This window comes from Klebsiella sp. SYXHC3, from assembly GCF_057196925.1.
In genome coordinates this window covers 358,927-383,983 of record NZ_JBXUNG010000001.1, presented here as the reverse complement: position 1 = coordinate 383,983, position 25,057 = coordinate 358,927, and the positions used below count along the sequence as shown (strand labels likewise).

Annotated in this window: 28 protein-coding genes; 26 read left to right on the top strand and 2 right to left on the bottom strand. The window is 52.4% G+C overall.

The features are described from left to right. Window position 1 precedes the first annotated feature (1 nt). The 22 genes from tssF (at window position 2) to AC2CGP_RS01800 (ending at window position 19,521) form a co-directional block, all read left to right on the top strand. A complete protein-coding gene (tssF, locus tag AC2CGP_RS01905; RefSeq protein WP_015705451.1) occupies window positions 2-1,873 on the top strand; it encodes a type VI secretion system baseplate subunit TssF in 1,872 nt (623 codons plus the stop codon). Beyond that, window positions 1,870-2,913, top strand: a complete 1,044-nt coding sequence (gene tssG / locus AC2CGP_RS01900; protein ID WP_015705450.1) for a type VI secretion system baseplate subunit TssG — start codon at window positions 1,870-1,872, stop codon at window positions 2,911-2,913. Before tssF ends, tssG begins: the two co-directional genes overlap by 4 nt. Window positions 2,914-2,962: 49 nt before the next feature. Next, window positions 2,963-5,575, top strand: coding sequence for a type VI secretion system ATPase TssH (tssH, locus tag AC2CGP_RS01895; protein ID WP_213759280.1), 2,613 nt, complete (start codon window positions 2,963-2,965; stop codon window positions 5,573-5,575). Window positions 5,576-5,599: 24 nt separating this feature from the next. Beyond that, window positions 5,600-7,009 carry a serine/threonine protein kinase gene (locus AC2CGP_RS01890; RefSeq protein ID WP_213759279.1) on the top strand — a complete coding sequence of 470 codons (1,410 nt, stop codon included), beginning with the start codon at window positions 5,600-5,602 and terminating at the stop codon, window positions 7,007-7,009. Window positions 7,010-7,102: 93 nt separating this feature from the next. After that, window positions 7,103-7,492: a hypothetical protein gene (locus tag AC2CGP_RS01885; protein ID WP_015366575.1), complete on the top strand. Its 390-nt coding sequence runs from the start codon at window positions 7,103-7,105 to the stop codon at window positions 7,490-7,492. Continuing rightward, window positions 7,489-7,863, top strand: a complete 375-nt coding sequence (locus AC2CGP_RS01880) for a DUF3592 domain-containing protein (RefSeq protein ID WP_015366576.1) — start codon at window positions 7,489-7,491, stop codon at window positions 7,861-7,863. The genes AC2CGP_RS01885 and AC2CGP_RS01880 overlap by 4 nt, the downstream gene beginning before the upstream one ends. Window positions 7,864-7,901: 38 nt before the next feature. After that, window positions 7,902-10,160, top strand: a complete 2,259-nt coding sequence (locus AC2CGP_RS01875; protein WP_064736558.1) for a type VI secretion system Vgr family protein — start codon at window positions 7,902-7,904, stop codon at window positions 10,158-10,160. A 12-nt stretch (window positions 10,161-10,172) separates the two neighbouring features. Beyond that, window positions 10,173-10,571: a hypothetical protein gene (locus AC2CGP_RS01870; RefSeq protein ID WP_045360889.1), complete on the top strand. Its 399-nt coding sequence runs from the start codon at window positions 10,173-10,175 to the stop codon at window positions 10,569-10,571. Window positions 10,572-10,603: 32 nt separating this feature from the next. Next, window positions 10,604-10,978, top strand: coding sequence for a hypothetical protein (locus tag AC2CGP_RS01865; RefSeq protein WP_021469585.1), 375 nt, complete (start codon window positions 10,604-10,606; stop codon window positions 10,976-10,978). A 200-nt stretch (window positions 10,979-11,178) separates the two neighbouring features. Continuing rightward, a complete protein-coding gene (locus tag AC2CGP_RS01860) occupies window positions 11,179-11,526 on the top strand; it encodes a glycogen/starch/alpha-glucan phosphorylase (protein WP_228304108.1) in 348 nt (115 codons plus the stop codon). Between the two features lie 42 nt (window positions 11,527-11,568). Then, a complete protein-coding gene (locus AC2CGP_RS01855; protein ID WP_213759278.1) occupies window positions 11,569-11,946 on the top strand; it encodes a hypothetical protein in 378 nt (125 codons plus the stop codon). Window positions 11,947-12,113: 167 nt separating this feature from the next. Continuing rightward, complete coding sequence (locus AC2CGP_RS01850; protein ID WP_228304107.1) at window positions 12,114-12,401, top strand: DUF3592 domain-containing protein; 288 nt, start codon at window positions 12,114-12,116, stop codon at window positions 12,399-12,401. Window positions 12,402-12,441: 40 nt separating this feature from the next. Further along, window positions 12,442-12,831, top strand: a complete 390-nt coding sequence (locus AC2CGP_RS01845) for a hypothetical protein (protein ID WP_015705440.1) — start codon at window positions 12,442-12,444, stop codon at window positions 12,829-12,831. A 105-nt stretch (window positions 12,832-12,936) separates the two neighbouring features. Next, the gene (locus AC2CGP_RS01840) at window positions 12,937-13,284 is read left to right on the top strand and encodes a DUF3592 domain-containing protein (RefSeq protein ID WP_015705439.1); all 348 of its coding nucleotides are present in this window, start codon (window positions 12,937-12,939) and stop codon (window positions 13,282-13,284) included. Between the two features lies 1 nt (window position 13,285). Then, complete coding sequence (locus tag AC2CGP_RS01835) at window positions 13,286-13,468, top strand: hypothetical protein (RefSeq protein WP_228304105.1); 183 nt, start codon at window positions 13,286-13,288, stop codon at window positions 13,466-13,468. 6 nt (window positions 13,469-13,474) lie between these two features. Then, the gene (locus AC2CGP_RS01830) at window positions 13,475-13,855 is read left to right on the top strand and encodes a DUF3592 domain-containing protein (protein ID WP_032711652.1); all 381 of its coding nucleotides are present in this window, start codon (window positions 13,475-13,477) and stop codon (window positions 13,853-13,855) included. A 19-nt stretch (window positions 13,856-13,874) separates the two neighbouring features. After that, window positions 13,875-14,246 (top strand): hypothetical protein, encoded by a 372-nt coding sequence (locus tag AC2CGP_RS01825; RefSeq protein ID WP_484502235.1) that lies wholly within the window; start codon window positions 13,875-13,877, stop codon window positions 14,244-14,246. A gap of 45 nt (window positions 14,247-14,291) precedes the next feature. Then, the gene (locus tag AC2CGP_RS01820; RefSeq protein ID WP_213759277.1) at window positions 14,292-16,832 is read left to right on the top strand and encodes a DUF2169 family type VI secretion system accessory protein; all 2,541 of its coding nucleotides are present in this window, start codon (window positions 14,292-14,294) and stop codon (window positions 16,830-16,832) included. Then, on the top strand, window positions 16,829-17,899 hold the full coding sequence (locus AC2CGP_RS01815) for a pentapeptide repeat-containing protein (protein WP_475702537.1): 1,071 nt from the start codon (window positions 16,829-16,831) through the stop codon (window positions 17,897-17,899). Before AC2CGP_RS01820 ends, AC2CGP_RS01815 begins: the two co-directional genes overlap by 4 nt. A gap of 11 nt (window positions 17,900-17,910) precedes the next feature. Then, window positions 17,911-18,516 carry a DUF3540 domain-containing protein gene (locus tag AC2CGP_RS01810; RefSeq protein WP_047038520.1) on the top strand — a complete coding sequence of 202 codons (606 nt, stop codon included), beginning with the start codon at window positions 17,911-17,913 and terminating at the stop codon, window positions 18,514-18,516. Between the two features lie 10 nt (window positions 18,517-18,526). Next, window positions 18,527-18,919: a DUF4150 domain-containing protein gene (locus AC2CGP_RS01805; RefSeq protein ID WP_015366584.1), complete on the top strand. Its 393-nt coding sequence runs from the start codon at window positions 18,527-18,529 to the stop codon at window positions 18,917-18,919. Between the two features lie 14 nt (window positions 18,920-18,933). Then, the gene (locus AC2CGP_RS01800) at window positions 18,934-19,521 is read left to right on the top strand and encodes a hypothetical protein (RefSeq protein ID WP_047080796.1); all 588 of its coding nucleotides are present in this window, start codon (window positions 18,934-18,936) and stop codon (window positions 19,519-19,521) included. 57 nt (window positions 19,522-19,578) lie between these two features. Here AC2CGP_RS01800 and ivy read toward each other — a convergent pair whose 3' ends face one another. Continuing rightward, on the bottom strand, window positions 19,579-20,028 hold the full coding sequence (gene ivy, locus AC2CGP_RS01795; protein ID WP_047038528.1) for an Ivy family C-type lysozyme inhibitor: 450 nt from the start codon (window positions 20,026-20,028) through the stop codon (window positions 19,579-19,581). Window positions 20,029-20,252: 224 nt separating this feature from the next. Between ivy and AC2CGP_RS01790 the strand changes: the two genes are divergently transcribed. The 4 genes from AC2CGP_RS01790 (at window position 20,253) to AC2CGP_RS01775 (ending at window position 24,045) form a co-directional block, all read left to right on the top strand. After that, window positions 20,253-21,509, top strand: a complete 1,257-nt coding sequence (locus tag AC2CGP_RS01790) for a mechanosensitive ion channel family protein (protein WP_015366587.1) — start codon at window positions 20,253-20,255, stop codon at window positions 21,507-21,509. Between the two features lie 7 nt (window positions 21,510-21,516). Continuing rightward, the gene (locus AC2CGP_RS01785; RefSeq protein WP_213759275.1) at window positions 21,517-22,356 is read left to right on the top strand and encodes a GNAT family N-acetyltransferase; all 840 of its coding nucleotides are present in this window, start codon (window positions 21,517-21,519) and stop codon (window positions 22,354-22,356) included. A gap of 103 nt (window positions 22,357-22,459) precedes the next feature. After that, window positions 22,460-23,434 carry an Ssp4 family T6SS effector gene (gene ssp4, locus AC2CGP_RS01780; RefSeq protein WP_015705429.1) on the top strand — a complete coding sequence of 325 codons (975 nt, stop codon included), beginning with the start codon at window positions 22,460-22,462 and terminating at the stop codon, window positions 23,432-23,434. An 8-nt stretch (window positions 23,435-23,442) separates the two neighbouring features. Beyond that, entirely contained in the window at window positions 23,443-24,045 is a 603-nt protein-coding gene (locus tag AC2CGP_RS01775; RefSeq protein ID WP_225623195.1) for a hypothetical protein, read from the top strand. Window positions 24,046-24,084: 39 nt separating this feature from the next. Here AC2CGP_RS01775 and AC2CGP_RS01770 read toward each other — a convergent pair whose 3' ends face one another. Further along, window positions 24,085-25,053, bottom strand: a complete 969-nt coding sequence (locus AC2CGP_RS01770; RefSeq protein WP_209162710.1) for a PDR/VanB family oxidoreductase — start codon at window positions 25,051-25,053, stop codon at window positions 24,085-24,087. Window positions 25,054-25,057 lie beyond the last annotated feature (4 nt).

The following is a 25,057-nucleotide window of genomic DNA, read 5'->3' as shown; positions in this document are numbered from 1 at the left end:
AATGGAAGGCAAACTGCTTGAATATTACAACCGCGAGCTGGCCTATCTGCGTGAGATGGGCGCTGAATTCGCCGAACGCTATCCGAAGGTTGCCGGCAGGTTGGGCATGCGCGGTATTGAGGTCGCCGATCCTTACGTTGAGCGGATGATGGAGGGGTTCGCCTTTCTGACTTCCCGCGTGCAGCTAAAAATGGACGCCGAATTCCCGCGCTTTTCACAACGTCTGCTGGAGATGATCGCGCCCAATTATCTGGCGCCTACGCCGTCGATGGCGATAGCCGAACTGCAGCCGGACATCAATAAAGGCGATCTGAGTAAAGGTTTCGTGGTGCCGCGCGGTACGATGATGGACAGCCAGGTATTGAAGAAAAATGGCGTCACCTGTAGTTACACTACCGCGCACGATGTCACGCTGTTGCCGCTGCGTATTGAGAAAGCCGAACTTGGCGGGATCCCCGCCGATGTGCCGCTGGCCGCGCTTGGGCTCAGCCAGCGCGGCGCCGTCAGCGCTTTGCGCCTGCGTATAAGCTGTGAAGGGGCTCAACATCTTGGCCATCTGACCTTTGACCGGCTGGCGTTTTTCTTAAGCGGCCCGGATATTGAGGCGCTGCGCCTGCTGGAGCTGATTCTTGCCCACCAGGTCGGCGTGGTGTGCCAGACCACCGGGCGCGATCCGCTGCGTTTTTCGCTGAGCGAAGAGGCTATCCAACAAGAGGGTTTCGCCGCCAATCAGGCGCTGCTACCGGAAGATCTTCGCAATTTTGACGGCTACCGGTTGCTGCACGAATACTTTGCCTTCCCGGCGCGCTTCCGCTTTATCAGTATTAACGGCCTCAGCAAGTTAATCGGCCAGTGCAAGGAAGAAAAATCCTTCGATATCATTATTCTGCTGGATAAAACCGACGACCGGCTGGAACAAGTGGTGGAAGCTAACCACTTCGCGTTGCACTGCACGCCGGTGATTAACCTGTTTCCGAAAATCGCCGCCCGCCAGTCGTTGAGCGACAGCCAACATGAATACCATCTGGTGGTCGATAACATCCGCCCGCTGGACTACGAAATCTATTCGGTGAGTAAAATTCACGGCAGCGCTGATGGCCACCGCGACGATCGCGAGTTCCGTCCATTCTGGAGTTCATGGAGCAAGGATGCCGGAGATTACGGCGCTTATTTTTCACTGCGCCGCGAACAGCGGGTGCTTTCCGAACACGCGCTGCGCTATGGCACGCGTACCGGCTATACCGGCTCTGAGACCTTTGTCTCACTGGTCGATGAGCAGCATGCGCCGTGGCAGGAAGATCTGCGTTACATCACCGCCGAGGTGCTGTGCACCAGCCGCGACCTACCGTTGATGCTACAACAGGAGCTGGGGCAATTCGTGCTGGCGGATTCGCTACCGGTAAAAACATTGAAAATGCGTAGCGGCCCGACGCCGCCGCGACCGGCGCTGGCGGAAGGGCTCAGCACCTGGCGGCTGATAAGCCAGCTGCAGATGAACTATCTCAGCCTGATGGACGGTGAAAATGGCGAAGGCGCAGCAGCGCTGCGCCAGTTGCTTGGGCTGTATGCCGGGCTGGCGGAGACCGCCGTGGCCCGCCAAATCGAAGGGGTACGCCACTGCGTGCTGGAGCCGGTTCATCGCCGGGTGCCGGAGCCGGGGCCGATCGTCTTCGCCCGCGGTATCGGCATTACCTTGACCGTTGACGAGCGCGCTTTTTCCGGCGCCAGCCCGTGGCTGTTTGGCAGCGTACTGGAACGGGTCTTTGCCCGGCTGGTGTCGCTCAACAGCTTTACCGAATTCACCTTATGTAGCCAGCAGCGCGGCGAAATCGGTTACTGGGCGCCGCGAATGGGTAAAAGGGCGCTGATATGAGTGACACGTTGGCTACCATTCATCGCCTGACGCCGCTGGCGGACGTTTTCTGGCGCGAGGTTACCGCCGCGCCCTGGCGCTACGATCTTTTTCATCTGCTGCGCCGCATTGACGCACAAGGGGGCGAACGTTATCCGCTTGGGCGCGCGCCGCTGCCGAAATTTGAATCGCTGCGCATCGGGCAAACGCCATCAATGGGGTTTGCGCCAGCAACGCTAGCCAGCGCGCAAAAACGGGCAAATAGCGCGGTGCATGAGATATCGATTCTCAGCTTCGGTCTGTTCGGCCCCAATGGCCCGCTGCCGGTTCATATGACCGAATACGCCCGTGAGCGTATTCATCATCATCAGGATGACAGCCTGAGCGCTTTTGCCGATCTCTTTCATCACCGCCTGACGCTACTGTTCTACCGCGCCTGGGCCGACGCGCAGCCAACGGTATCGTTAGACCGTGCGGACAACCGCCGCTTTGAGCGCTATCTCGCCTCACTCATCGGCATGGGTCAGCCGGGGCAACTGGAGAAGGGCGACCTGAGCCCGCATGCGCGTTTCACCCACGCAGGCCATCTCAGCCGCCATGGTCGGGATCCGGAAGGGCTGGAGAAGATCCTGCGAAATTACTTCAAAGTCCCGGTCAACATTATCAGCAACGTGCCGCAATGGATGCCGCTGACCTCGCGAGAACAAGCGCAACTGGGGGCGGGAAGGCGTTTACCTCGCCTGGGCGTCTCGGCGTTTCTCGGCGTCGCGGTACGCGATGTTCAGCATAAATTCCGCCTTGAAATCGGCCCGCTTAGCGCCGCCGAATACGCCCGTTTTCTGCCGGGCGAAAATGCGGTAAACGAATTACGCGACTGGATCCGCCAGTATCTTGGGATCGAATATGCATGGGATGTCAGGGTGCTTATCCGCGGCGATGAAATACCCGGTACGGTCCTCAGCGGCGACGGCAAACTGGGTTACAGCACCTGGCTTGGCCACCAGCCAGCCCCCGCGCCGCGTGGCGATTTAGTGTTTAGCGTGGAGCAGAGCGACGCTTGATGTCGTCTGCTCTCTGACACCTTTATTAATGTTATCAATGGAACCGAACATGTCAGAAATCAGCCGTGCCGTACTCTTCGGCAAACTGGATACGCTGTTGTTTACCTCGCTGGAAAGCGCAACCGCCTTTTGTAAACTGCGCGGCAACCCTTACGTTGAGCTGGTGCACTGGCTGCATCAACTGATGCAGCAGCAGGACGGCGATCTGCAACACATTATCCGCCATTTCGCCCTTGATGAGCAGGCGCTGACCCGCGATATCATCGCGGCCCTGGATGCGCTGCCGCGCGGCGCCAGCTCGGTCTCCGACCTTTCTGAGCATATCGATAGCGCCGTCGAACGCGCGTGGGTTTATGGCTCGCTGAAATATGGCGTCAACCGCATCCGCGGCGGCCATTTGTTAATAGGGCTGCTGAAAACCTGGAATCTGGCTAACGTTCTGAAAGGCATTTCGCCGCAGTTTAGCAAAATCAATGTCGATGCCTTGAGCGAGAGCTTTGAGACGTTGCTGGCCGCCAGTAAAGAGAGCCAGCAGGCTGTGGTGGAGACGGCCAACACTGGCGCGACGCCGACGGCGCAGGGTACACTGGCCCAGTACGGACAGAACCTGACGCTGCGGGCGCAGGAGGGCAAAATCGATCCGGTGGTTGGCCGCGATGAAGAGATCCGCCAGATGGTGGATATCCTGATGCGGCGCAGGCAGAACAACCCGCTGCTGACTGGGGAAGCCGGCGTCGGCAAAACCGCGGTGGTGGAAGGGCTGGCGCGGCGGATCGCCGCAGGCGATGTCCCGCAGCCGTTGCGTAATATTGAGCTGTGGCTGCTGGACATCGGCATGCTGCAGGCCGGTGCGGGCATGAAAGGCGAATTTGAAGCCCGTCTTCAGGCGTTAATTAACGAAGTGCAATCCAGCCCGACGCCGATCGTGCTGTTTATCGACGAGATCCACACCCTGATTGGCGCAGGCGGCCAGCAGGGCACCGGCGATGCGGCGAACCTGCTGAAACCGGCGCTGGCGCGCGGACAGTTACGCACCATCGGCGCGACCACCTGGGCGGAGTACAAAAAATATATTGAAAAAGATCCGGCGCTGACCCGCCGTTTCCAGACGGTACAAATCCACGAGCCGGATGAAGAGAAAGCGTTGCTGATGCTGCGCAGTACTGTATCGCCGCTGGAGAAACACCATCGGGTGCTGCTGCTTGATGAAGCGGTTAACGCGGCGGTGAAGCTGTCGCATCGTTATATTCCCGCGCGGCAGTTGCCGGATAAAGCGGTCGCGTTGCTGGATACCGCCTGCGCCCGCGTCGCCGTCAGCCAAAGCGCGCCGCCGCCGCAGTTGGAAGATTGCCTGCAGCGCATTGCCGCCCTGGATGTGGAACTGGAGATTGCCCAACGCGAGAACCGGGTGGCGATTGGCGATGCTCAGCGCATTGAGCAACTCAAGCAGGCGCGTCAGCAGCAGGAAACCGAACGCGATACCTTGAGTCGTCGCTGGGAGCAGGAACGCGCGTTGGTTGATGAAGTCATCGCGTTGCGCGCGCAATTGCAGGAGGCTGATGACGACGCCGAGCCGGCGCTGCGCCAGACGCTTAATGAAAAACAGCTGGCGCTAAAAACCCTGCAGTGTGAGATGCCGCTGCTGTTCGCGGCGGTAGATGAGAACGTAGTGGCGGCGGTGGTCGCTGACTGGACCGGCATTCCGCTGGGGCGGATGGTCAAAAATGAAATTGACGCCGTACTGAGCCTGGCCGACACGCTCAACCAGCGAGTGATTGGCCAACGCCACGGGCTGGATCTGATCGCCAAACGTGTGCGCACTTCACGCGCGCGGCTCGACGATCCCAATAAGCCGGTCGGGGTCTTTATGCTTTGCGGGCCATCCGGCGTAGGTAAGACCGAAACCGCGCTGGCGCTGGCAGAAGCGCTGTACGGCGGCGAACAGAACGTTATCACCATCAACATGAGTGAGTTCCAGGAGGCGCATACCGTCTCGACCCTGAAGGGCGCGCCGCCGGGTTACGTGGGTTACGGCGAAGGCGGGGTGCTGACTGAAGCGGTACGCCGCCGCCCGTATAGCGTGGTGCTGCTGGATGAAATCGAGAAGGCGCATCCGGACGTGCACGAAATTTTCTTCCAGGTGTTTGATAAAGGCTGGATGGAAGACGGTGAAGGCCGCCATATCGATTTCCGCAACACAATCATTATCTTAACGTCTAACGTCGGTACCGAGCTGATTAGCGCAATGTGCGCCGATCCGGATCTGATGCCCGAGCCGGAAGCGCTGAGCGGCGCGCTGCGTCAGCCGCTGTTACAGGTCTTCCCGCCAGCGCTGCTTGGCCGCCTGTTGGTGGTGCCGTACTACCCGCTGAGCGATGCGATGCTGGGGCAAATCGTGCGTCTGCAGCTGGCGCGTATTCAGCGCCGTCTGCAGGACAATCACAACATTGTCTGTGAGATTGACGACAGCGTCGTCGAGCAGGTGGTTCAGCGTTGTACCGAAGTGGAATCCGGCGGGCGTATGGTCGATGCGATTCTGACCAACACGCTGCTGCCGCAGATGAGCCAAATTCTGTTAACCGCCAACCGTAACGATGAGCAGTTTACGCAACTGCGCATCAGCTATGCGCAAGGCGAGTTTCATTGTCAGTTTGCCGCGTAACACCATCAGAAAGTGAGTCTTAAGATGACGGATCACGAAAACAATCGGACTGTCCTGAACGCGCTGCCGGTCGGGTATCGTTTTAACGAATTTGAAATAAAGGAAGTGATTGGCGGCGGCGGTTTCGGCATTGTGTATCGCGCCTGGGACCATCAGCTGGAACGTACCATCGCGATAAAAGAGTTTATGCCTTCGTCGCTGGCGGTACGTAACGAAGATATGACCCTGGTACTGCGTAGCGAGCGCTTCAGCAAAGCGTTCTCCGCCGGATTAAACAGCTTTATCCAGGAGGCGCGGCTGCTGGCGCGCTTTAATCATCCCAACTTGCTGCACGTGCTGCGCTTTTGGGTTCAGAACGACACCGCCTATATGGGCACGCTGTTTTATAGCGGCACCACCTTGAGCCGCCTGCGCGAGCAGCAGCCAAACCTCATCGATGAGGCATGGATCCGTCGGATGCTGCCGATGCTATTCGGCGCCATTAAAACCATTCACGACGCCGGCTATTTGCACCGTGATATCTCACCGGAAAATATCCAGATCCAGGATAACGGCCTGCCGGTGCTACTCGATTTCGGTTCGGCGCGCCGGACCATCGGTAATCTCTCCGACGAAACCGAAACTATGCTGCGCCCGGGTTATGCGCCTATCGAGCAGTATACCGACGATAATGACAGCGAACAGGGCGCCTGGACCGATATTTATGCCGTCGGCGCGGTGCTGCATACGCTGATCGTGGGCTCACCGCCGCCGGTGAGCGTGGTGCGGAGTATTCAGGACAACTATCAGCCGCTGGCGGAACTGAAGCCGGCGGGTTACTCGCTGCCGCTGCTACAGGCGGTCGATAAAGCTCTGGCGCTGCGGGTGGAAGACCGTCCCCAGTCAATCGACGCGTTTGCCGAGCTGATTGAAATGCCGGTGTCCAGTATCGATGACGTCTTGTCGGTCAAAAAAACCGGCACCATGCTGGCGCTGGTCGAAGAGGAAGAACAGGCGCCGGCCGCGACAGACTGGCGGCGCTATAAGGTTCCGGGGATGGTCGCCGCAGGCGTACTGGTCGGCATTATTGCCGGCGGTATGCTGTTCAGCGGCGGCGGCAGCGAGGCGCAACCAGCACAGAGCGCCAGCACCCAGCCGCCAGCGGCGGTTACGCCGCCGGTAACAACGCAGACCGCTCCGCCCGTTGCCGTTAAAGAGAGCAAACCTGCCGCCGCGGCGGCGCCTGTTGCTCAGGTTTACGTGCGCATGAGGGAAGGGGAAAAGCTCAAACTCAATGGCGAACCACATAATACGCAACCGGCCACAAACGGCTTCGCCTCGCTGAAACTGGCGCCGGGACATTATGAAATTACCCTACAGGGTAATGGACAAACCCGCGAGCAGACGCTGGATATCGCCAAACCGGGAACCTGGCTTATTAATCCATCAAGCTAGATGGCGCAATTGAGAGCGAAATCCCTCCGCCGGCAATGCACGGCGGGGGGCTAATCATTTAGCAAGATATCACTGGTCAACAAGGAGTGTTTAATGACGCCAGGCTGGATTATCAACGCAGTATTGACGCTGGTTATTATTTTCATCAGCTTTTACCTTGCCAACCGCATAGTAAAAAACTCGCAACGGCGGGAGCAGCGGATTATCGAAAACGGGAACGATATCCAGGTTACGATACTCGCAATGCGGCAAACCGGATTATTTATCAACAACAATCCTGTCATTGATATGGATCTGCGGGTACAGGATTTAAATAATGGAAAAACGTGGCTTGTGGAAAAGCACCAGGAAACGGTTTTGCTCATTACCCTCGATGCCTGGCAGGTCGGAGTGACTTATGAGGCAAAACTAGATCCAAAAGATAACGCCATTGTGTTTGTAAGAGATATTAACGATAAGCCAAAACTGACGAGTGGAAAATGAGTGTTTTTACTAACGTAATCGTTCTGGCCGTGGTCCTACTGTTTATTTATATTTTTGCGTCATTACTGATTCGCGATGCGAAAAATAAAAAACTCAAAGCGGCTATCCACAATGATGGCGTTGCGGTATCTGGCACCATCACAAATGTGAGAAGCCGCTCGGGCGGTAATTCCGGGTTTATTAATATTAGCGTCGATTTTAATTACGTTAACGAAAAAGGTGAATTGCTGACCGGTCAGCGGGATATCGTTATTGATATTACGCGTATCCAAAACTTTCAACCGGGAAAGCCGATTCCGTTACGCTACTTGCGCCTTGACCCGCAACAGGTGCTGGTCGATCTGCCGAACCCACTGTTAACGCGCAGCTAGCGCTGCACAAACTGTATCCCCCTGAATGGAATAATATTATGTCTAACAGGATCACCGTTCAGCTCCCCGTTGAGGGGCTGCTTTTCTGGAAACTCAGCGGACATGAAGCCATGTCGGAAATGTTTGAGCTCAGCTTAACGCTGCTTGGCAGCGATGCGCGTCTGGATCGCAGCAAGCTGCTTGGCCAGCCGGTCACCGTGACCATTCCGACGCAAAACGCGCTGAGTTCGCGTTATTTCAACGGTAAAATTACCCGCGTGGCGGTGAGCGCCGTTGAACTGAGCGGTATCCGCTACGCCGCTTACCAACTGATCGTTGAACCCGACTTATGGCCGATGAAACGCGACCGCAACCTGCGTATATTCCAGGGGCAGACGGTACCGCAGATCATCAATACGTTGCTGAGTGAATACCAGGTCAACGTTGAGGATAAGCTGAACGGCAGTTACCGCGTCTGGGATTACTGCGTCCAGTATCAGGAAAGTAGTTTCGCCTTTATCAGCCGCCTGATGGAGCTGGAGGGGATTGCCTACCATTTCCGCCACGAGGCGGGTAAACATACGATGGTGCTGACCGATTCAGCCACCCAGCATCAACCGGTAAGCGGCTATGAAACCATTCCCTACCACCAGACGGCATCGGGCGGTATTACCACTGAAGAGGGGATCGGCCAGTGGGCGCTGGAAGATAGCGTGACGCCGGGGATTTACAGCCTCGATGACTATGATTTCCGTAAACCTAACGCCTGGCTGTTTCAGGCGCGGCAGAACCCGGCATCGCCCTCGCCGGGCAGTATCGACGTGTACGACTGGCCGGGGCGATTTGTCGATCACGGACACGGTGAATTCTACGCGCGTATCCGCCAGGAGCGCTGGCAGGTTGAACATCAGCAGATCCAGGCGTCCGCCACCGCGGTAGGCATCGCTCCCGGCGCAACGTTTACTCTAACTAATGCGCCATTCTTTAGCGATAACGGCGAATATTTGACGACCGCCGCAGATTACTTGTTTGAAGAGAACAGCTACGCCAGCGGCGGCAATAGCGATATCTCGCACCAAATCCATTTTAGAGTGATCCCCTCTTCGGTAGTCTATCGCCCGGCGCAGGTAACCGACTGGCCGCGCACCTATGGCCCGCAGACGGCGAAAGTTGTCGGGCCTGAAGGGGAAAGCATCTGGACCGACAGGTATGGCCGCATCAAAGTGAAGTTTCACTGGGACCGCCACGCCAAAGGCGATGACACCAGCTCCTGCTGGGTTCGCGTGTCGAGCGCCTGGGCAGGCCAGGGCTTTGGCGGCGTGCAAATTCCCCGCGTCGGCGATGAAGTGGTCATTGATTTTATCAACGGCGATCCTGACCGCCCGATCGTCACCGGACGTGTGTATAATGAAGCCAGCATGCCGCCATGGGATCTCCCCGGCGACGCCACCCGGATGGGCTTTATGACGCGGAGTAAGGATGGGAATATTGATAACAGCAGTTTCTTGTTCTTCGAAGATAATCCGGGCAATGAATCCGTCGAGATGCATTCAGAGAAAGATATGAAGATCTCGGTAGAGAATGATAAACATGTAACTATTGATGGTTGCCGTACTACCACAATAGGAAAAGAGCAAAGTGATACTGTCGTTGGTGATTCATCCTTTCATTATCAGAAGAAAAGAACAACTAAGGTAGAAGATCTAGAGCTGCAAGAATATAATAATGGTGAAGAAACTATAATTAAAAACGGTCGAAAAACAGATATACAAAATGGAGGTGACATCCGAAAAATTAAAGGTGATCGCGAGCTAACTCTGGATGGGAATAACAATGAGGAAGTTCTCGCCAATGAAACCATTCATATCAATGGGAAAAAAGAAACGACAATTGGTAACGGAGATGTATTCACTATAAAATCTGGAGGGCAAAAACAAAATATTCAGGGGAAAGTTAATGTAGATATAGATGGCGCCTGGATGCAAACCGTTACAGGAAAAGTGAAGATTGAATCACCAGAAGAAATAGTAATAAAAAGCAAAACAAAAGTTTTTATTGACTCTCCCGTTTTTGAACATAACGATGTAGAAAAGAAAAGCTTTGCCCAAAATGCAATGGATTTCATCGGCCAATATGTTACAATTTCAACAGGAAGTGTCGCCTTTAAGGGTGTTAGCTATGCAGCAACAGGAATAAATATTTCACATCAAGGAATGACATTTGGTCGTACCGTTATCAATGCTCAACGAGTCGAAGGGGCTCGGGTTGACAGCGGCAGTCTAAGAACCGCATTATTTGCACTTCATATGTTAATGTAGTCAGAGGATTATATGTCTATCTCTTGGGTTATAAATGCAGTATTGACGTTTTTAATTATTTTTGTGTGTTTTTATTTCGCAAATAGAATAGTGAAAAATTCACAACAGAGAGAGCACAGTATAATGGAACAGGGAGATGATGTTTATGTTACAATTTTATCAATGAAGCAAAGCGGAGTTTTCATAAACAACAATCCTGTAGTAACAATGGACTTGAGGGTGGCAAATGCTGCTGATAACAAAACATGGCTACTCGAAAAACATGATGAAACCATACAATTAATAGCTCTTGATGCTTACCAGGTTGGTTCTATTTATAGAGCTAAACTAGATAGTAAAACTAAATCCATTGTTTTTGTTACAGACCCTTCCAATGGGAAACCTTTGGCAATTTCTAATGTGCCTCGTTAGAAACGACGCGTTTTAACATGCCAGGTGCAGGTATGAATTTTCTTTCTGAACACTCAGGCCCTATTGCGTTAGGTGTAATGTTGATATTCATCTTCATCTGTCTCAGAGGATTAAAGGGACAGAAGGAAGATTTTAGTGAAATAAGAAATTGGGTTGCAAGAGACAACTGGAACGGCGAATTAGCAACAGGGAAATTAAAAGAATGGAAACAAACATCAACTACCAATAATTTTGACCATTTCTATATTTTTACTATCGAGTCTAATTTGAGTGGTGAAGCTCAAACATATAAAGCAGCAACTGTGTTAAAGACCTCTGAAGTCATTAAATTAAAAAAGGATATGCCTGTAATGTTCAAATACCAGGGAGTACCCCCAAAAAAAACAGCAGTCATGAGCGTAGGCTAATACTAGTCGATGCACGACATATAATTGCTGCTTTACCCTTTGATAGGGAACATGGCATAGAAACGGCCTCCAAATGCTGCGTTTCCTTTCCATTGGTTTTAGCTGGTAATAAATAATCAATCCAGAACCTAACGATTTCTCAATTTTTTGCATTTAAAATAAGACAGCCATCAATGGTTCACTTAATGTAAGATTTTACGATGTCAAATTCAACAATGTGGTCTATCTTTATAACCATTTTAGTTTTGGGGTGGTTCTTATACAGTATAATGAAGTCAGGAAATAATGATGAGAAGTTTCGTAAGGAAGGCCTTAAAGTTGAAGCTAAAATTATTAGTAAGCAACATATAAGTACCTCTGGCACCGGGAATATGAAATTTGATTTTGAATTGGAATTTATGACTCCCGATGGAGTTGTCGTCACACATGCTCGTCGTTTTATAACTCCGGAAGAAATGGTTAAAATTGGTAGGAAAAATACAGTTTGTTTATATTACCTCCCAGGTACCTCTGAAAAAGTCTACCTTGTTCCTGGGGATATGGAGTAAGCAATCGATGATGGTTTTTGTTAATAGCACGGATGCAACCCTATGAATGTCATCACGGAATCATCTTTTATCTTTGGCATTGTGGTGACAATCATAGCAATAGGTATATCATTCGCTGCCTTCAAACCGAATAAATCTGAAGTCTCAGCAATTAAAAACTGGTTATCGAGAGATAAGTGGTCCGGTAAAACAATCCAGGTTCCGGTAGAATCATGGCGTCAGACAGAAACAAAGTACGGCAATGATTATATTTATGATTTCTATTTTAATGCAAATATAAACGGTTCTGTAAAAAAATACATTGCGAAAGGCATTGTAAGACCCGATGATATTCATAAATTAAAGAAAGGAATGTTATTATCAGTAAAGTACAGTAATAACACGCCTCTAAAGATAGCGGTTACTTCCGTTAATTATTAAATGTGTAATGGTGCAGTAATATTTGATATTTCATTCTACCTATAAAATCACGACCTGGAATTGATTAAATAGATTTTCTAAATACAAAATGGTTTTATATTCTGCTTGTGGCATGCCTTATAGCACTCTATATTATTGGGCGGAATTTTCGTAGTTCCGTTATCCCTATGATCAAGGCTGGGTTTATTGAAAGCGCTGTTCTTAAAACAGGAATCGCAGTAAATGTCGATATTATTGCATCTCATCAAACTAGTATGTGGGGTGGAAATAAGCCAATATACCATTTGACCTTAAAATTTAAAACTCTTGAAGGTGTTGAAACCGAAGCGAGTGTTGATATGGGGCTAAGCTTTGAAGAAATTGAGAGATTTAAACCCGGCAATGGGACAACAATAAAATACGACGCTAAAAATCCTAAACGAATCGCAATTTATGACAGACCATTATTTTTATAATGTGACAATTATTTATATTTAAAACCTAAAAGAGCTAACAATGAACTTTATTTATCAACACTCTTTGTTAATTGTTATTGCATCGGTTGCATTTAGCTTTTTTCTATTGTTCGGTTCGCTGCGAAGTCTCAAAGGACAGGGCGGGGACCTTACTGAAATAAAAAACTGGCTAAGCCGTGAGCGCTGGCCCGGTGAGATAAAAAACGCATCTCTGGTAAGTTGGCGTCAAACTAACGCGACCAATAATTTCGATTATTATTTTGTATTTACCTTTGAGGCGAACATTGAGGGTACGACAAAACAGTATAATGCTGCCGCCGTGGTACGTGCTTCAGAAATCCCAAAATTAAAACCGGGGCTTCAATTAACTATAAAGCATGAGGGCGTTCCGCCAAAACGAATGGCTGTTATGGATGTGGATTATGAATAAACAGGGTATCCATTAGACTTCTATGCTCGTGGCCATTTAGGTGGCCACTTAAAAACACTCACAGAATTTCTAATATGTGGTGAACTTCATCATTAATGGATCATTATGTTTGACTCTATGTGGGGAACATTAATATTAGCCGTTTTAATTTTGTTTGGTTTGTTCTTATATTGTTATCGTTCAGGCTCCAATTATGATAAGTTTAAGGCAAATGGCATTCGTACCGAGGCTAAAATATTAAGCATGGAAAAAATTGGCGCGAGTGGCGGAGGGAGCACTAAACTTAAAATGGAATTATCTTTCAATACTGACTCAGGTCTGGTGACGGCAACGGCTAAACAGTATATTTCCCCGCAAAATATGGTAAAAATCATGAGAAACAATACTATTTACATCTACTACATGCCTGATAATCCCAAAGAGTTATTACCAACACCCTGGGAGATGGAGTGAAATGCTCGGTAATAATCTATTTTTCGATATATATTTTCGCATCGATGAAATGCCTCAATTATTTTGCGCCAAGGCGCTGATTGCACCAGCACAAATACATCTATTACGTAAAGGGCTGTCCATTGTCGTTAAGAAAGGACGCGGCAATAAGATTGCTATTATGCAAATCGGTGATGTGGGTTAATTCACTATGGATATACTCTTTTTTGTCGTCATGGGGTTGATTGCACTGGTGTTTGGTATCTATCCCATGGCCCGTTTTATTTATCAGGATGTTTACCCGTATTTAAAGGATAGTTTCACCCACAGTGAGGTCCTGCAATCCGGGATTGCGGTCAACGCAGATATCATTGCCGCACACCAGACCAGCGCCTGGAGCGGAAGTAAACCGATCTATCGTATCACCTTTAAGTTTAAGACCCGCGAGCAGGTTGAAGTTCAAGCTAGCCTGAATTACACCCTGAATTTCAGCGACATTGAGCGTTTTAAGCCGGGTAATGGCACAACGATTAAATACGATCCGGCGAACCCGCAGAGAATTGCGCTATACGACAGGCCGCTTTTTTTGTGACAACTAATCAGGAGATAACATGGAAATCGTCTCTACCATAATGCTAACCATGGCATGGGCCATTCCGCTGGTAGTATTGCTCTTTGTGGCCTGGGTTGCGATGCAGAATATACGCTCTGCGCGACAAGATAAAAAAACGAAAATGAATGGTGTCAATGTTAAGGCCACCATCCTGCAGATCAAATACGATCGCGACCAGCGAATTAATAATCACTACTTAGCCATTTTGACCCTTCGTTATCATTGGCATGAGCAAGAACTGCAGGGCATCCGCGGCGTTATATTCCCCGCGCAAGACCAATCTGAGGTTCAGGTGAATCAATTAATCAATATTCGCGTTCACCATGACGACCCACAACATTTCTACTACCTCGATTATCGTAATGTCTGATGCTAAGCATCAATTCCCCTTAAGAACCTATCGCATTAGGGCTATATGAAAATCATTAAACCCTTACGCCTGAGCGTACTGAACCGGCCATTCCGCTGGCAGGGCAAAAATTATCTTGGCGTTTCGGTGCTGGCGTTGGCGGATATGGGGCCAAACCCGCAGCTGCGCCCCGAGATGGAACTGTGGCAGCTTGCCGCCGACGAACTGCAAACCAGCGGCGGCGTGGTGGATATGGCCATCCCTAAAGTCCGCGCCGAATTTCTTGCCACCGGTTTTGCCTATACCCATCATCAGCAGGAAAAAAGCGCCTGCGTGGCGCGCATCGATATCGACAAACTGAGTAAGTCGTTGGTGGTGTTCGGCGATCGCGAGTGGACGGGGCAACGTATGACCCGACCGCAGCCGTTTAGCGAAATGCGCCTGGACTGGAGCCGCGCCTTTGGCGGCGGTGATTATGCCGACAACCCGCACGGTCTTGGTATCGCGCCGGTAAAACAGCAGGGGCGCGAGCGTCATCCTCTGCCGAATATTGAACCGCTGGAGGGAAGAGTAAGCTCGCCGCAGCAGAAACCGCAGCCGGCAAGTTTTGGCCCGTTGGATATTCAGTGGCCGCGGCGGTTTAGCCGAATGGGCAAAAAATATGATGCCAGTTGGCTACAACAGGAGTTTCCCGGTTTTGCCCGCGATATTGACTGGAAAGTCTTTAACGCCGCCAGTCCGGACCAATGGTGGGAGGATCGGGATACCTTGCCGCCAGGGGCGAAATGGCGGATCTGGAATATGCATCCTGAGAAACCAATGCAGGAGGGCCAGTTGCCGCCGTGGCAGGCTCGCTGTTTTATTCATCGCCAGCGCGCGGATGAAACGCTATTTGAAGAAATTGCCTTACGCGCCACCACGGTATGGTTCTTTCCCCATCGGGAACAGATGATGCTTATCTGGCAGGGGCTCATTCGTATCAATGAAGACGATGCCGCCGACGTCCTGCAGCTGATCCCGGCGCTGGAAAAAGAGGGTGCCGCCCGTTCGCTTAATCACTATCGCAAGGTACTGGCCCAGCGAATGGATAAAGAGAAGGGCGCGCTCTTCTCCTTCCGCGAAAAGGATCTCATACCGGAAGAGACCATCGGTCCGTGGATCGACAATGAAATTGAACAGTCGCCGAGTCCGCAGCAGGAGAATATGAAAAACCGCGCTCGTCTGCTGCGTGAACAGCACCGCGCCGCCATTGAAGCCAGCGGCGGTGATATCGATAGCCTGTTGGCGGATATCGACGAACCCACGTTGCCTAAGCTTGAAGACCTGCCGGAGTTTATCGCCGACATGGAGCGTCAGGCGCAGGAAATGGAGAATGATGCACAACAGCGCAAGCGTGAGATGGAGGCGCACTATCCGCAGTTGAATAACGATGAAAACCAACCGCGCGGCCCCGAATCCATGCACCGAATGCAGGAGATGCTGCATCAGCACCAGGACGAACTGAGCGAGAAAAAGCGCGCGCAAACGCGCGAGGCGCTACACCAGATGTACCTGGCCGCGGTGCAGCATCAGCCGCCGGCGGTCCGGCTGAAGGGCGATCTGGCGATGATCCTGCGCCAACGCGCCGAGCGTACCATGGCGCAGGGCGGCAATTTTAGCGGGATGGATCTGACCGGCGTTGATTTTTCCGGCATGGATTTTCGCGGCGCCAATTTTGAAAAGGCGTTACTGGAATGCGCGGACCTCAGCCACTGTCAGCTGGATAACGCCTCTTTTCAGGGGGCCGTGCTGGCCAGAACGGAGCTACAGCATTCGTCGCTGCGTAACTGTGATTTTAGCGGCGCCAGCCTGGTACTGGCGGAGTGCCATCAAAGCGACTTCACCGGCGCTCGCTTTGAAGATAGTCAGCTACAGAACGCGCTGTTTGCGCAATGTATTTTCGATAATACGACGCTAAAAACGCTGATCTTTCGGGAAATCAGCCTGATTGACTGCCGTTTTCATCGCGCCGAGTTGGATGGCTGCGTCTTTATGGAACTGACGCTGGCACAACCTGATTTCAGCCACGCGCGGCTGCACAAATGCTCGTTTTTACAATCTGAACTGGAGCATGCCATTTTCCATCAGGCGACGCTGGAAAGCTGTTCGCTGGTGCAGACCATAGCGGAGCGCGCTGATTTTAGCGCTGCAACATGGCTAGCCAGCGCTGCAGTGTCGGAAAGTTCACTTATTGGCGCCGACTTCAGCCACGCTACGCTGCAGCAGAGCAATTTGCGCCAGACGCCATTACAGGGCGCGCGCTTTGCGCTGGCAAAAATCGAAAACAGCGATCTGAGTGAGGCCGATTGCCGTGATGCCAGCTTTGTGCGCGCGAATCTGGTCGGCAGTCTGTTTGTTCGCACCGATTTTCGCGAGGCCGATTTTACCGACGCCAACCTGATGGGCGCGCTGCTGCAAAAAAGCCAACTGGCCGGGGCCAATTTCGAAGGCGCCAATCTGTTCCGCGCCGATCTTTCACAATCCTTTACCAGTAAAACCACGCGGCTGGATGGCGCATGGACCAAACGCATTAAAACCCTGCCGAAGCGCGATGGAGAAGTGATATGACGATACTGAGCCCGGAGGAGCTCGTTCAGCGCATCAAAAACGGCGAGCCACTCAATGAAATATCGCTGGATGGTATCAACCTGCAGGGCTGCGATCTCTCCGGCGGTCTGTTTCAGGAGGTGTCGCTACGCGGCGCTAATCTGCAAAATGCCAATCTGCATGAAGCCCTGTTTACCGAGTGCCAGCTGCAGAACCTGCAGCTGCAAGGCGCCCAACTTAAGCAGACGACCTTCAATCAGTGTGAAATGGCCCATCTTCAGGCCGCCGAAACCGCGCTTGATAGTTGCGTGTTTAATCAGTGCGACCTGCAAGAGAGCGATTTCTCGGCGACGGCGCTGCAAAGCAGCCAGTTTATGCGTTGCCAGATGAGCAGGAGCCGTTTTAGCGGTTCAACGCTGGAACGTAGCGTGTTTTATGAGGCTGACCTGACTCACGCCAGCTTTGCGCAAAGCCGCGGTCTGTTGACCACCTTTTACCATATCGATTTGCGGGACACCGCGCTTGACGGAATCCAGTGCGACCGGCTGGTGTTTTTCCAGTGCGATCAGCGCGGCAAAGACTATTCAAGGCAGGGTTTTACCGGTTGCCAGTTCACCGATTGTCCGCTGGACGGCGCGAAGTTTAACGGCGCCCAGCTAACCCAGTGCAATTTCAAAGGCGCGTCATTGCGTGAAGCAGAACTCAATCAGGTGAACGCCAGCCAGGCGCTGTTTATGGAGGCCGATCTGCGCGGCGCCCAGTGTCGCGGCAGCCTGTTCGACCAGGCGATATTTGTCGGCGCGATACTGGAGCAGGCCGACTTTAGCCAGAGCAGGTTGTTCCAGAGCGTTTTACAGCGGGTTCAGGCCGCCGGGGCGCGATTCGCGCTCTGCGATCTGACGTGGAGCGATTTTTCCGCCGCCGACCTGCGCCAGGCGGATCTGCGCGGTGCGACCTTTTCCCGCACCCGACTGCATCGCGCCCGCCAGGACGAAGCGCTGTTTACCGGCCGCCAGGGGATCCTGGAATACGATGAAGAGTTATTAGCCGCTGAGGCGTGGAGCGCCCAGCGCCACAGCCGTTGTTAAGGAGACAACAGATGACAACCATTAATCACAAACTGGCCCAGGCGGTGATGCCGCCGGCGCAGGCTTCCGGCACGGTGACCCATTGCTTTGCCGACGGTAGCGTGACCGTCGAGAGCGAAGGGCGCGGCTGGCACTGTCGGCGAGCGGTCAGCTGTCTGATCGCGCCGCAGGCTGGGGATCGCGTACTCATCAGCAGCGTGGACAGCCAGATCTGGCTGTTAGCGGTGCTGGAGCGTGATGAAAGCCGCCAGGCGGAACTCAGCGTACCGGGTGACCTGCATATTCAAAGTCAGGGAGAACTCAGCCTCAGCGGTCAGCGCCTGTGCGTCAATGCCGCGCAGGGGGACTGCCATATCAGCGAGATGAACTACAGCGGCGATAAGTTCTCGGCATGGGTGACACTGTCACGTATCGTCGGCAAGCGCGCCGAATCGGTCTGGCAAACGGTGACGCAAATTAGCCACAATCTGCTGCGCACTACCCGGCAGACCGAGCAGGTGCGCGCCGGGCAGCTGGATATGAAAGCGGAAGATTACGCCCGCCTGCATGCGCACAATACGGTTATCACCTCAAAAGCGATCACCAAAGTCGATTCAGAACAGATCCACATGGGTTAAGGAGCTAATCATGTTTGCTAACTGCCAGCTATTCGGTGTCGATTTAGCCTTCCCCGACGTCTGTCTGACCCCGATGCCGGCGCCGACGCCGATTCCCTATCCGGACATCGCGCTGGGACCGACGGCGATCCCTAACGCGCTCAATATTCTGTTTATGGGCATGCCCGCGCACAATATGGCGACGGTGACGCCGCTCACCAACGGCGATAACCCCGGCGTGGCGACCGGTGTAGCGTCAGGTACGGTGATGGGGCCGTCGCGTCATCTGACCGGCGCATTTACCGTGCTGCTAAAAGGCACGCCGGCGACGCGTCTAACCAGCGTTAGCCTGCAAAATTCGACAAATGCGGTCGGTATGCGCATCGTCCCCAGCCAGTTCAAGGTATTGATGCTGGCGCCGTAGGAAACACGTTCCAGATGCCATACCTGAACATCATTCTCGGGAAGCCTTTTTACGATCTCCTGCAGCATGGCCGGGAGATAGACCGCGCTATTGCGCGCCGGGACGGCACCTCACTGAATCACTCCACGCCAGAACTTGAACGCTACTTTTCGCGTCCACCTGGCGAACGTCCCCGGCAAAACCCATTTCCGGTCGCCGCGCTATTCCCACTGTTCTTAGTGGCTTTTGCATTCAATCTGCTACCATTTTTGCAGACGCTCCCGCCATTCTCTGCGCCGATACGGGTAGCGAGTTTCTTTGTACCAGCGCTAGTGGTGGTTATTTTTCTGTTGACCAGCGGCGTGTTGCTGGCTCGCGGTTATACCCTCGGGCTGAAGGGATTTCTGGCGCTATTTCTTCTCCTCTCAGCGTCAACGGCGGCGCAAGCGTTGAGAGCGATGGTCAGCGCAGGTGAAAGTCTCTGGCCGCTGGCGTTCGCCGCGCTGGCATTACTATGTTGCCGGCTAATATTTAACCGCCAGGGATTCGTGCTGTTCACGATTTATTGTCGTAGCCAGCGGTTGGCTCTTCTCGCGGGCAAACTACGCCGGCAGCGCAAATAGGGAGTGGTAAAGGCGGTGAGCAACCCCTGACTATCAACGGATAGCCAGGGATTTTGTTTATTGCGGGTAATTAAACGCGTCAGGATGGTTTTCAAGGCTGCCGCTCAGCGCGGCAAACAACACGGTTTTACCATCAATCGACAGCGCATCGCTGACGTTAAGCCAGGTCAGTTTTTCTTGCGATGTTTTCTCATCAACCACTGAGAAGACGCCCGCCATCTGTTTGGATTTTTCAGACCAGATCACGGCGATACGTTCGCTTCCACAATCGTGTGGTTTACAGGCGCTTAATACCTGCCAGGATTCAGATCCCAGTTTCACGGTTTGTGCCGGGGATCCGGTACCACCGCTGTTAACCCAAGCCGGGAGCTTATGGTCTTTTACCATCTGGCTGAACGACGCTTTGGTCGCATTATCTTTGGCAAGTGAAGTCAGCGTAACATCGCTTTGCGCCATAACGCTGGCGGATGCAGTGAGTGCGACGATGGCGGCAAGTGCTTTGAACATGTTTCCTCCTGGAGTTGATATGTCCTCATTTCGGGCCCCTTAATAGTGGGCGCAGAGCATCATTAATGCAAATGAACATATTTATACAATGAATGTGATCACCCGCGCAAAGCGTGGACTTATCCGGCTTTGACATGTCATGATGCACATTGGTTAAATTTTTGTATTAATAGCCGAGAGTGAAGGGCTAATACAAAAGGGCATATTTATTCAGGCGATAACGCATGGCGTATTTGAATCATCTGTTGACGTTTATTGAAAGTAATCCGGCATTAGCGATCGGCTTTAACCTTATTCTGCTGGTCGTCTCCGGCATCTTTGCCCATCTTTTGTGCAAGTTTTTGCTGATTAAAGTGATACGCAAGGTGTTCTTCGCCAGCCATAAACAGGACGTACCGCTGGAAAAAGACCGCCGTATCGCCGAGAAACTGTCAAACTTCATTCCGGTTATTATCGTCTACTATGTTCTGCAGTTTATGCCCAATATGCCGGCATCGCTGGTAACGGCGATTAATACCATCTGCGGAATTTTGTTTTTTATTTTTCTGTCGATCTTCTTCAACGAAATGCTGGATATCGTCAATAGCTCTTATCTGCGTAAGACCAAGCGCAAAAACCACTCCATCAAAGGCTATATCCAGATAGGCAAAATCTTAGTTCACATTCTGGCCGCGATTATGATCCTCGCCGTGATGTCGAATAAATCACCGGTGATTATCATTTCCAGCCTCGGCGCCGTCGCGGCGGTGCTGATGTTAGTGTTTCAACATACCTTGCTGTCGCTGGTGGCCAACGTCCAGCTATCGTCCAACGATGTCCTGCAACTGGGCGACTGGATCGAAATGCCAGACAAGAACCTGAGCGGGGAAGTGACGGATATCGCGCTGCATACCATTACTATCCGTAACTGGGACAACACCATTTCGCGTATTCCGACCAAGAATTTCCTTACAGAAACGTATACCAACTGGCAGGCGATGTTCTCGTCCGGCGCACGAAGGATCATGCGCAGTATTAATATCGATCAGCACTCGGTAACCTTCCTGAATCAGGAGATGTTAACCCCGATGCTGGCAATCCGTGGGGTGAGTGAGCCGCTCAGTAAATTACTGGATGGCCGGGATCCGGGCGGCGTCGCGGATCGCTGGTTTATTGATAACGGGTTGACTAACCTGACGCTGTTTCGCCATTACCTGATGAGCTATCTCGCCGAACGGCCGGATATCATTAAAGATATGTACATTGTGGCGCGAACGTTAAAACCGTCGCCGTCCGGGCTGCCGCTGGAAATCTACTGCTTTACCTCCTCGACGCTGTGGATGGATTACGAGAACACCCAGTCTGCTATTTTTGAATACATTACCGCCGTGGCCGGGCAGTTTTCACTGCGTCTTTACCAGTATCCCGCCGGGCATGATTTCTGGCGCTTATCGCAGGAAAACGCCAGCCGCGCCAGTTCACCGCCGCCAACTGAGGGGTGACCGGGAGATGGCAATCGTGTTGAGAAAAATGCGGGCCTCCGATATTAGCGGTGGCCTGATGCTTAGCCAGCAGATGGGTTGGCCGCATCGTCGTGAAGACTGGCTGTGCGCCTTCACGCTAGGTGAGGGTATTGTGGCGGAAGTAGAAGGCGAACTCTGTGGCACGACGCTATGCTGGCGCTGGGGTCAACATCACGCCACTATCGGCCTGGTGCTGGTGGCTAAACAGCTGCAGGGTAAAGGGCTTGGCAAGAAGCTCTTTGCCGCTCAATTAGAGAGGCTGGGCAGCCGCACTATCCAACTGCACGCCACGCCTGCCGGAGAACCGTTATATCGTAAGTTTGGTTTCCGTCCGGCAGGATTTCTCCAGCAATGGCACGCCCACGCATTACCTGCCGTTGCTTCTTCGGGCATCGGCATCTCTGCCGCGACGGTCGCCGATATATCACAGCTAGCTCTGTTGGATGGCAAGGCCTGGGGCGCCCAACGGGAGCGTCTTATCCGCTGGCTGCTGGCCAACGCGCACCTTGCCGTTGTCCGCAATAGCCAGGAGCAGATTTGCGCCTGGGCCGCCTGTCGCCGCATGGGCCGAGGCTATGTAATCGGGCCGGTGGTGGCCAGCCGAAGCGATCATGCGCAGGCGTTATGCGCTAGTTTTCTGACGACGCTTGCCGGCGAGTTTGTGCGCCTCGATTGCCCGGAAGGCCAACATGAATCGTTTACCCACTGGCTTGGGCAAAACGGGTTCACGCTGGCGGATCGGCCGTTGGCAATGGTGAAGGGGGATATTTGCCGCCACAGCTATGATGTACGTCTTTTTAGCCTGATGTCCCAGGCGATGGGGTAAGTGGAGTAACAACGGCCATTCGGAATAATCCTGAATTTTTATATTTCTATAGCAATTAACCTTTAGGGCATAAAATAGATGCCCATATGCATGGAGAGAATCAATGACAATGCCTGGAGAGTTTGCAAAAAACAATTTACCCGATTATGGATTTGCAAGGAGTCTGGGACTGACCTCAGGCAATGATTTTGATTTTAAGGCTCTGGCCAATCAATTGGATTGTTCCCGAGATTTTAACCATGCAGGTATTATTTATTCTGACGGTAGCCAGCAGTGGCTTGTTAGACCGTCCAGAAATATTGCTCAGGAAAATAAAAGCACCGTCACCCACGTTATCGTTACCCGAATCAATGCTCAACCTTCGGCATATAATGCCACCAAAGCACTAAATCATACGATTCAGACGCCATCCCTGGCAAACGAGATCACCTCAACGGCTATTTCATGCGGTGCGGCTGTCGTAACGGGAGTTTTGGCTGTCGGCGCAGGTGCCGCCGTTCCAATAACCGCAGGGGCATCCGGTGTTGTTGCTGCGATTATTACTGCGGGAACGGTAGCTACAGTCGCGCAATGTTTTATTGGTTTAGGTCGTATTACCCTGATTGCAACAGATCATGATGATGTAGTCACATGGCTCGACAGCGAATCATGGTATGTGGCAACAAGTACCGCATTAGATATTGTTTCGCTTGCGGGTGCCGGAGCTGGGCTGAGAAGCACGATAGAAACATATAAGATGATGAAAGCTAGCACTTCAACGAATGTGATAACCTGGCTTAAAGGGCTAAACCGTGCGGAACGTCGCCGAATTACGGAAGAAATTATTCGTGCGCAAAACCCTGGAATATCGAATACAGGAATTAAAGCCGCTATGCGTGCAGGGTTTTATCCCAAACGCTTTCCTTCTGATGCCTTACAGAGAAGCTTACAACGTGAATTAACCACGGCGGTAGTGAATACCTCCGCATTTGCGGGTAGCGCCATGACTGGAACAATCCGTAATCCGCAAAATATGAGGGCCTCAACACAATATGCCATTGGCCTTATTCAGTCATTCTCCTTGTTGGGAACTCATTAATAATAATCATGAAATATATTACCAGAAACCTTATTTTAAGTGCCGTTGTTTCTCGAAAAATGGACACTAACGATCCGCAGCAGCTTGAAAAGCTTAAAGACAGATTAAAAGACCGGATGGGTATACCGGTCGGCTGGCATATGTCAGGAATACCGCTGGTAGGGGCTATGATTCTGAGCATGTTCGCTTTTGCCCTGGCTCAACCTTATCTCTGGTTGGCGGTGTTCGAGCTATTTGGGCTGCCGCAGTATGCCGTGATGGCGGCGAGTGTGCCTGTATCGCTAATTTATAGTCTGATAATGGTACTGACGATGTACTTCGTTGCCAGAGGCAATTTTCTGGCGCTTAAATTATCACTGGCTTTGATGGCTTTTAGCGGTCTGGTTGCGATTGTTTATTTTCTTTCTGTTTGCCTGGGGGCATTATTCGGCGCCGGACTAAAACCAGGATTTCTCATTAGCGCCGTGCTGGGGCTAGTATTCATTTTAGGCGGTATCCGATGCATTAATAGCCAGACTTTTTACCGTGCAAACGCCCTTTATCTACATAACAGGGTCTGGCGAAAACAGCTTAATATTCAGCGCCAGACGCTGCGCCGCGCTTCACGTTAGAAAAGGGCGGCAACAGGCCAGTTTTAGCCTGGCCTTATTTTATAAATCAATAAGCAGATTCGTGCTGCGGCTGCGGGAGCAGCACAGCGCGACATGCTGCACGATGGCGCATTTTTCTGCTGCTGACTGCACCGTATCACGATGATCCACCTCTCCCTCAACCACCCTGGTCAGACAGGCGCCGCAAATCCCCATCTCACAGGAGAGCGGCACTGCCACACCATTTTCCTGCAATACCTGCGCGATGGTTTGATTGGCGGCGACAGGCCAGCACTGGCCAGAAGAGGCGAGCGTCACCGTAAACGTCTCTTCCTGCCGAATGTCGTTGGCGGGCATTGACGCCTGAAACGCCTCCTCATGGATCTGCTCGGCCTGCCAGCCTTGTAGGGCCGCCGCCTGGCGCGCGGCGGCCATAAATCCCGCCGGACCACACAGGTAAAGCCGATCCTCACGGTGAGGAACGCGCAATCTGCCAGCCAGATTTTCTCGCGGACTCTCGCCTTCAGCTGAGCTATAAATCCTCACGTTTTCAGGTGCCAGCTTGCGGGCAATCGCGGCTACCAGGGCGCCGTTTTCTCGTCGGTTGAGGTAATACTGTAAGGTAAATGGCTTTCCTTGCGCCGCTAACGCCCGCGCCATGCTATACAGCGGCGTAATGCCAATCCCGGCGGCCAGCAGGGTGACGTGTCGCGCCGTCTGCAGGGCAAACTGGTTTCGTGGTAGCGAAATCATCAGCCTCTGACCCGGTCGCAGCGTCTCATGGATGTAGCGCGAACCGCCGCGCGATTCTGCCGCTCTCGCCACGCAAATCAGATAACGTTCCAGCCTGCGATGGCTCCCGGTGAGTGAGTACTGACGGGTCACGCCGTTCGCCAGGTGCAGATCGATATGGGCGCCGGGCTGCCATGCGGGTAATGGGTCGCCGTCGGGCGTCACCAGCCTGACCGCCAGATTATGTTCTCCTTCACGCCAGAGACCATCGACAACCACCTCAATTAGAGTACTCATCGTA

Excerpts from the sequence above, each read along its gene's own strand:
- AC2CGP_RS01810 (WP_047038520.1), top strand. The coding sequence starts at position 17,911 with ATGACAACCATTAATCACAAACTGGCCCAGGCGGTGATGCCGCCGGCG.
- AC2CGP_RS01815 (WP_475702537.1), top strand. The coding sequence starts at position 16,829 with ATGACGATACTGAGCCCGGAGGAGCTCGTTCAGCGCATCAAAAACGGC.
- AC2CGP_RS01775 (WP_225623195.1), top strand. The coding sequence starts at position 23,443 with ATGAAATATATTACCAGAAACCTTATTTTAAGTGCCGTTGTTTCTCGA.
- AC2CGP_RS01890 (WP_213759279.1), top strand. The coding sequence starts at position 5,600 with ATGACGGATCACGAAAACAATCGGACTGTCCTGAACGCGCTGCCGGTC.
- tssG (WP_015705450.1), top strand. The coding sequence starts at position 1,870 with ATGAGTGACACGTTGGCTACCATTCATCGCCTGACGCCGCTGGCGGAC.
- AC2CGP_RS01805 (WP_015366584.1), top strand. The coding sequence starts at position 18,527 with ATGTTTGCTAACTGCCAGCTATTCGGTGTCGATTTAGCCTTCCCCGAC.
- AC2CGP_RS01825 (WP_484502235.1), top strand. The coding sequence starts at position 13,875 with ATGGAAATCGTCTCTACCATAATGCTAACCATGGCATGGGCCATTCCG.
- AC2CGP_RS01860 (WP_228304108.1), top strand. The coding sequence starts at position 11,179 with ATGTCAAATTCAACAATGTGGTCTATCTTTATAACCATTTTAGTTTTG.
- AC2CGP_RS01790 (WP_015366587.1), top strand. The coding sequence starts at position 20,253 with ATGGCGTATTTGAATCATCTGTTGACGTTTATTGAAAGTAATCCGGCA.
- AC2CGP_RS01785 (WP_213759275.1), top strand. The coding sequence starts at position 21,517 with ATGGCAATCGTGTTGAGAAAAATGCGGGCCTCCGATATTAGCGGTGGC.
- AC2CGP_RS01880 (WP_015366576.1), top strand. The coding sequence starts at position 7,489 with ATGAGTGTTTTTACTAACGTAATCGTTCTGGCCGTGGTCCTACTGTTT.
- AC2CGP_RS01855 (WP_213759278.1), top strand. The coding sequence starts at position 11,569 with ATGAATGTCATCACGGAATCATCTTTTATCTTTGGCATTGTGGTGACA.
- tssH (WP_213759280.1), top strand. The coding sequence starts at position 2,963 with ATGTCAGAAATCAGCCGTGCCGTACTCTTCGGCAAACTGGATACGCTG.
- ssp4 (WP_015705429.1), top strand. The coding sequence starts at position 22,460 with ATGACAATGCCTGGAGAGTTTGCAAAAAACAATTTACCCGATTATGGA.
- AC2CGP_RS01870 (WP_045360889.1), top strand. The coding sequence starts at position 10,173 with ATGTCTATCTCTTGGGTTATAAATGCAGTATTGACGTTTTTAATTATT.
- AC2CGP_RS01770 (WP_209162710.1), bottom strand. The coding sequence starts at position 25,053 with ATGAGTACTCTAATTGAGGTGGTTGTCGATGGTCTCTGGCGTGAAGGA.
- AC2CGP_RS01845 (WP_015705440.1), top strand. The coding sequence starts at position 12,442 with ATGAACTTTATTTATCAACACTCTTTGTTAATTGTTATTGCATCGGTT.
- AC2CGP_RS01835 (WP_228304105.1), top strand. The coding sequence starts at position 13,286 with ATGCTCGGTAATAATCTATTTTTCGATATATATTTTCGCATCGATGAA.
- AC2CGP_RS01885 (WP_015366575.1), top strand. The coding sequence starts at position 7,103 with ATGACGCCAGGCTGGATTATCAACGCAGTATTGACGCTGGTTATTATT.
- tssF (WP_015705451.1), top strand. The coding sequence starts at position 2 with ATGGAAGGCAAACTGCTTGAATATTACAACCGCGAGCTGGCCTATCTG.
- AC2CGP_RS01875 (WP_064736558.1), top strand. The coding sequence starts at position 7,902 with ATGTCTAACAGGATCACCGTTCAGCTCCCCGTTGAGGGGCTGCTTTTC.
- AC2CGP_RS01840 (WP_015705439.1), top strand. The coding sequence starts at position 12,937 with ATGTTTGACTCTATGTGGGGAACATTAATATTAGCCGTTTTAATTTTG.
- AC2CGP_RS01830 (WP_032711652.1), top strand. The coding sequence starts at position 13,475 with ATGGATATACTCTTTTTTGTCGTCATGGGGTTGATTGCACTGGTGTTT.
- AC2CGP_RS01820 (WP_213759277.1), top strand. The coding sequence starts at position 14,292 with ATGAAAATCATTAAACCCTTACGCCTGAGCGTACTGAACCGGCCATTC.
- AC2CGP_RS01800 (WP_047080796.1), top strand. The coding sequence starts at position 18,934 with ATGCCATACCTGAACATCATTCTCGGGAAGCCTTTTTACGATCTCCTG.
- AC2CGP_RS01850 (WP_228304107.1), top strand. The coding sequence starts at position 12,114 with ATGATCAAGGCTGGGTTTATTGAAAGCGCTGTTCTTAAAACAGGAATC.
- ivy (WP_047038528.1), bottom strand. The coding sequence starts at position 20,028 with ATGTTCAAAGCACTTGCCGCCATCGTCGCACTCACTGCATCCGCCAGC.
- AC2CGP_RS01865 (WP_021469585.1), top strand. The coding sequence starts at position 10,604 with ATGAATTTTCTTTCTGAACACTCAGGCCCTATTGCGTTAGGTGTAATG.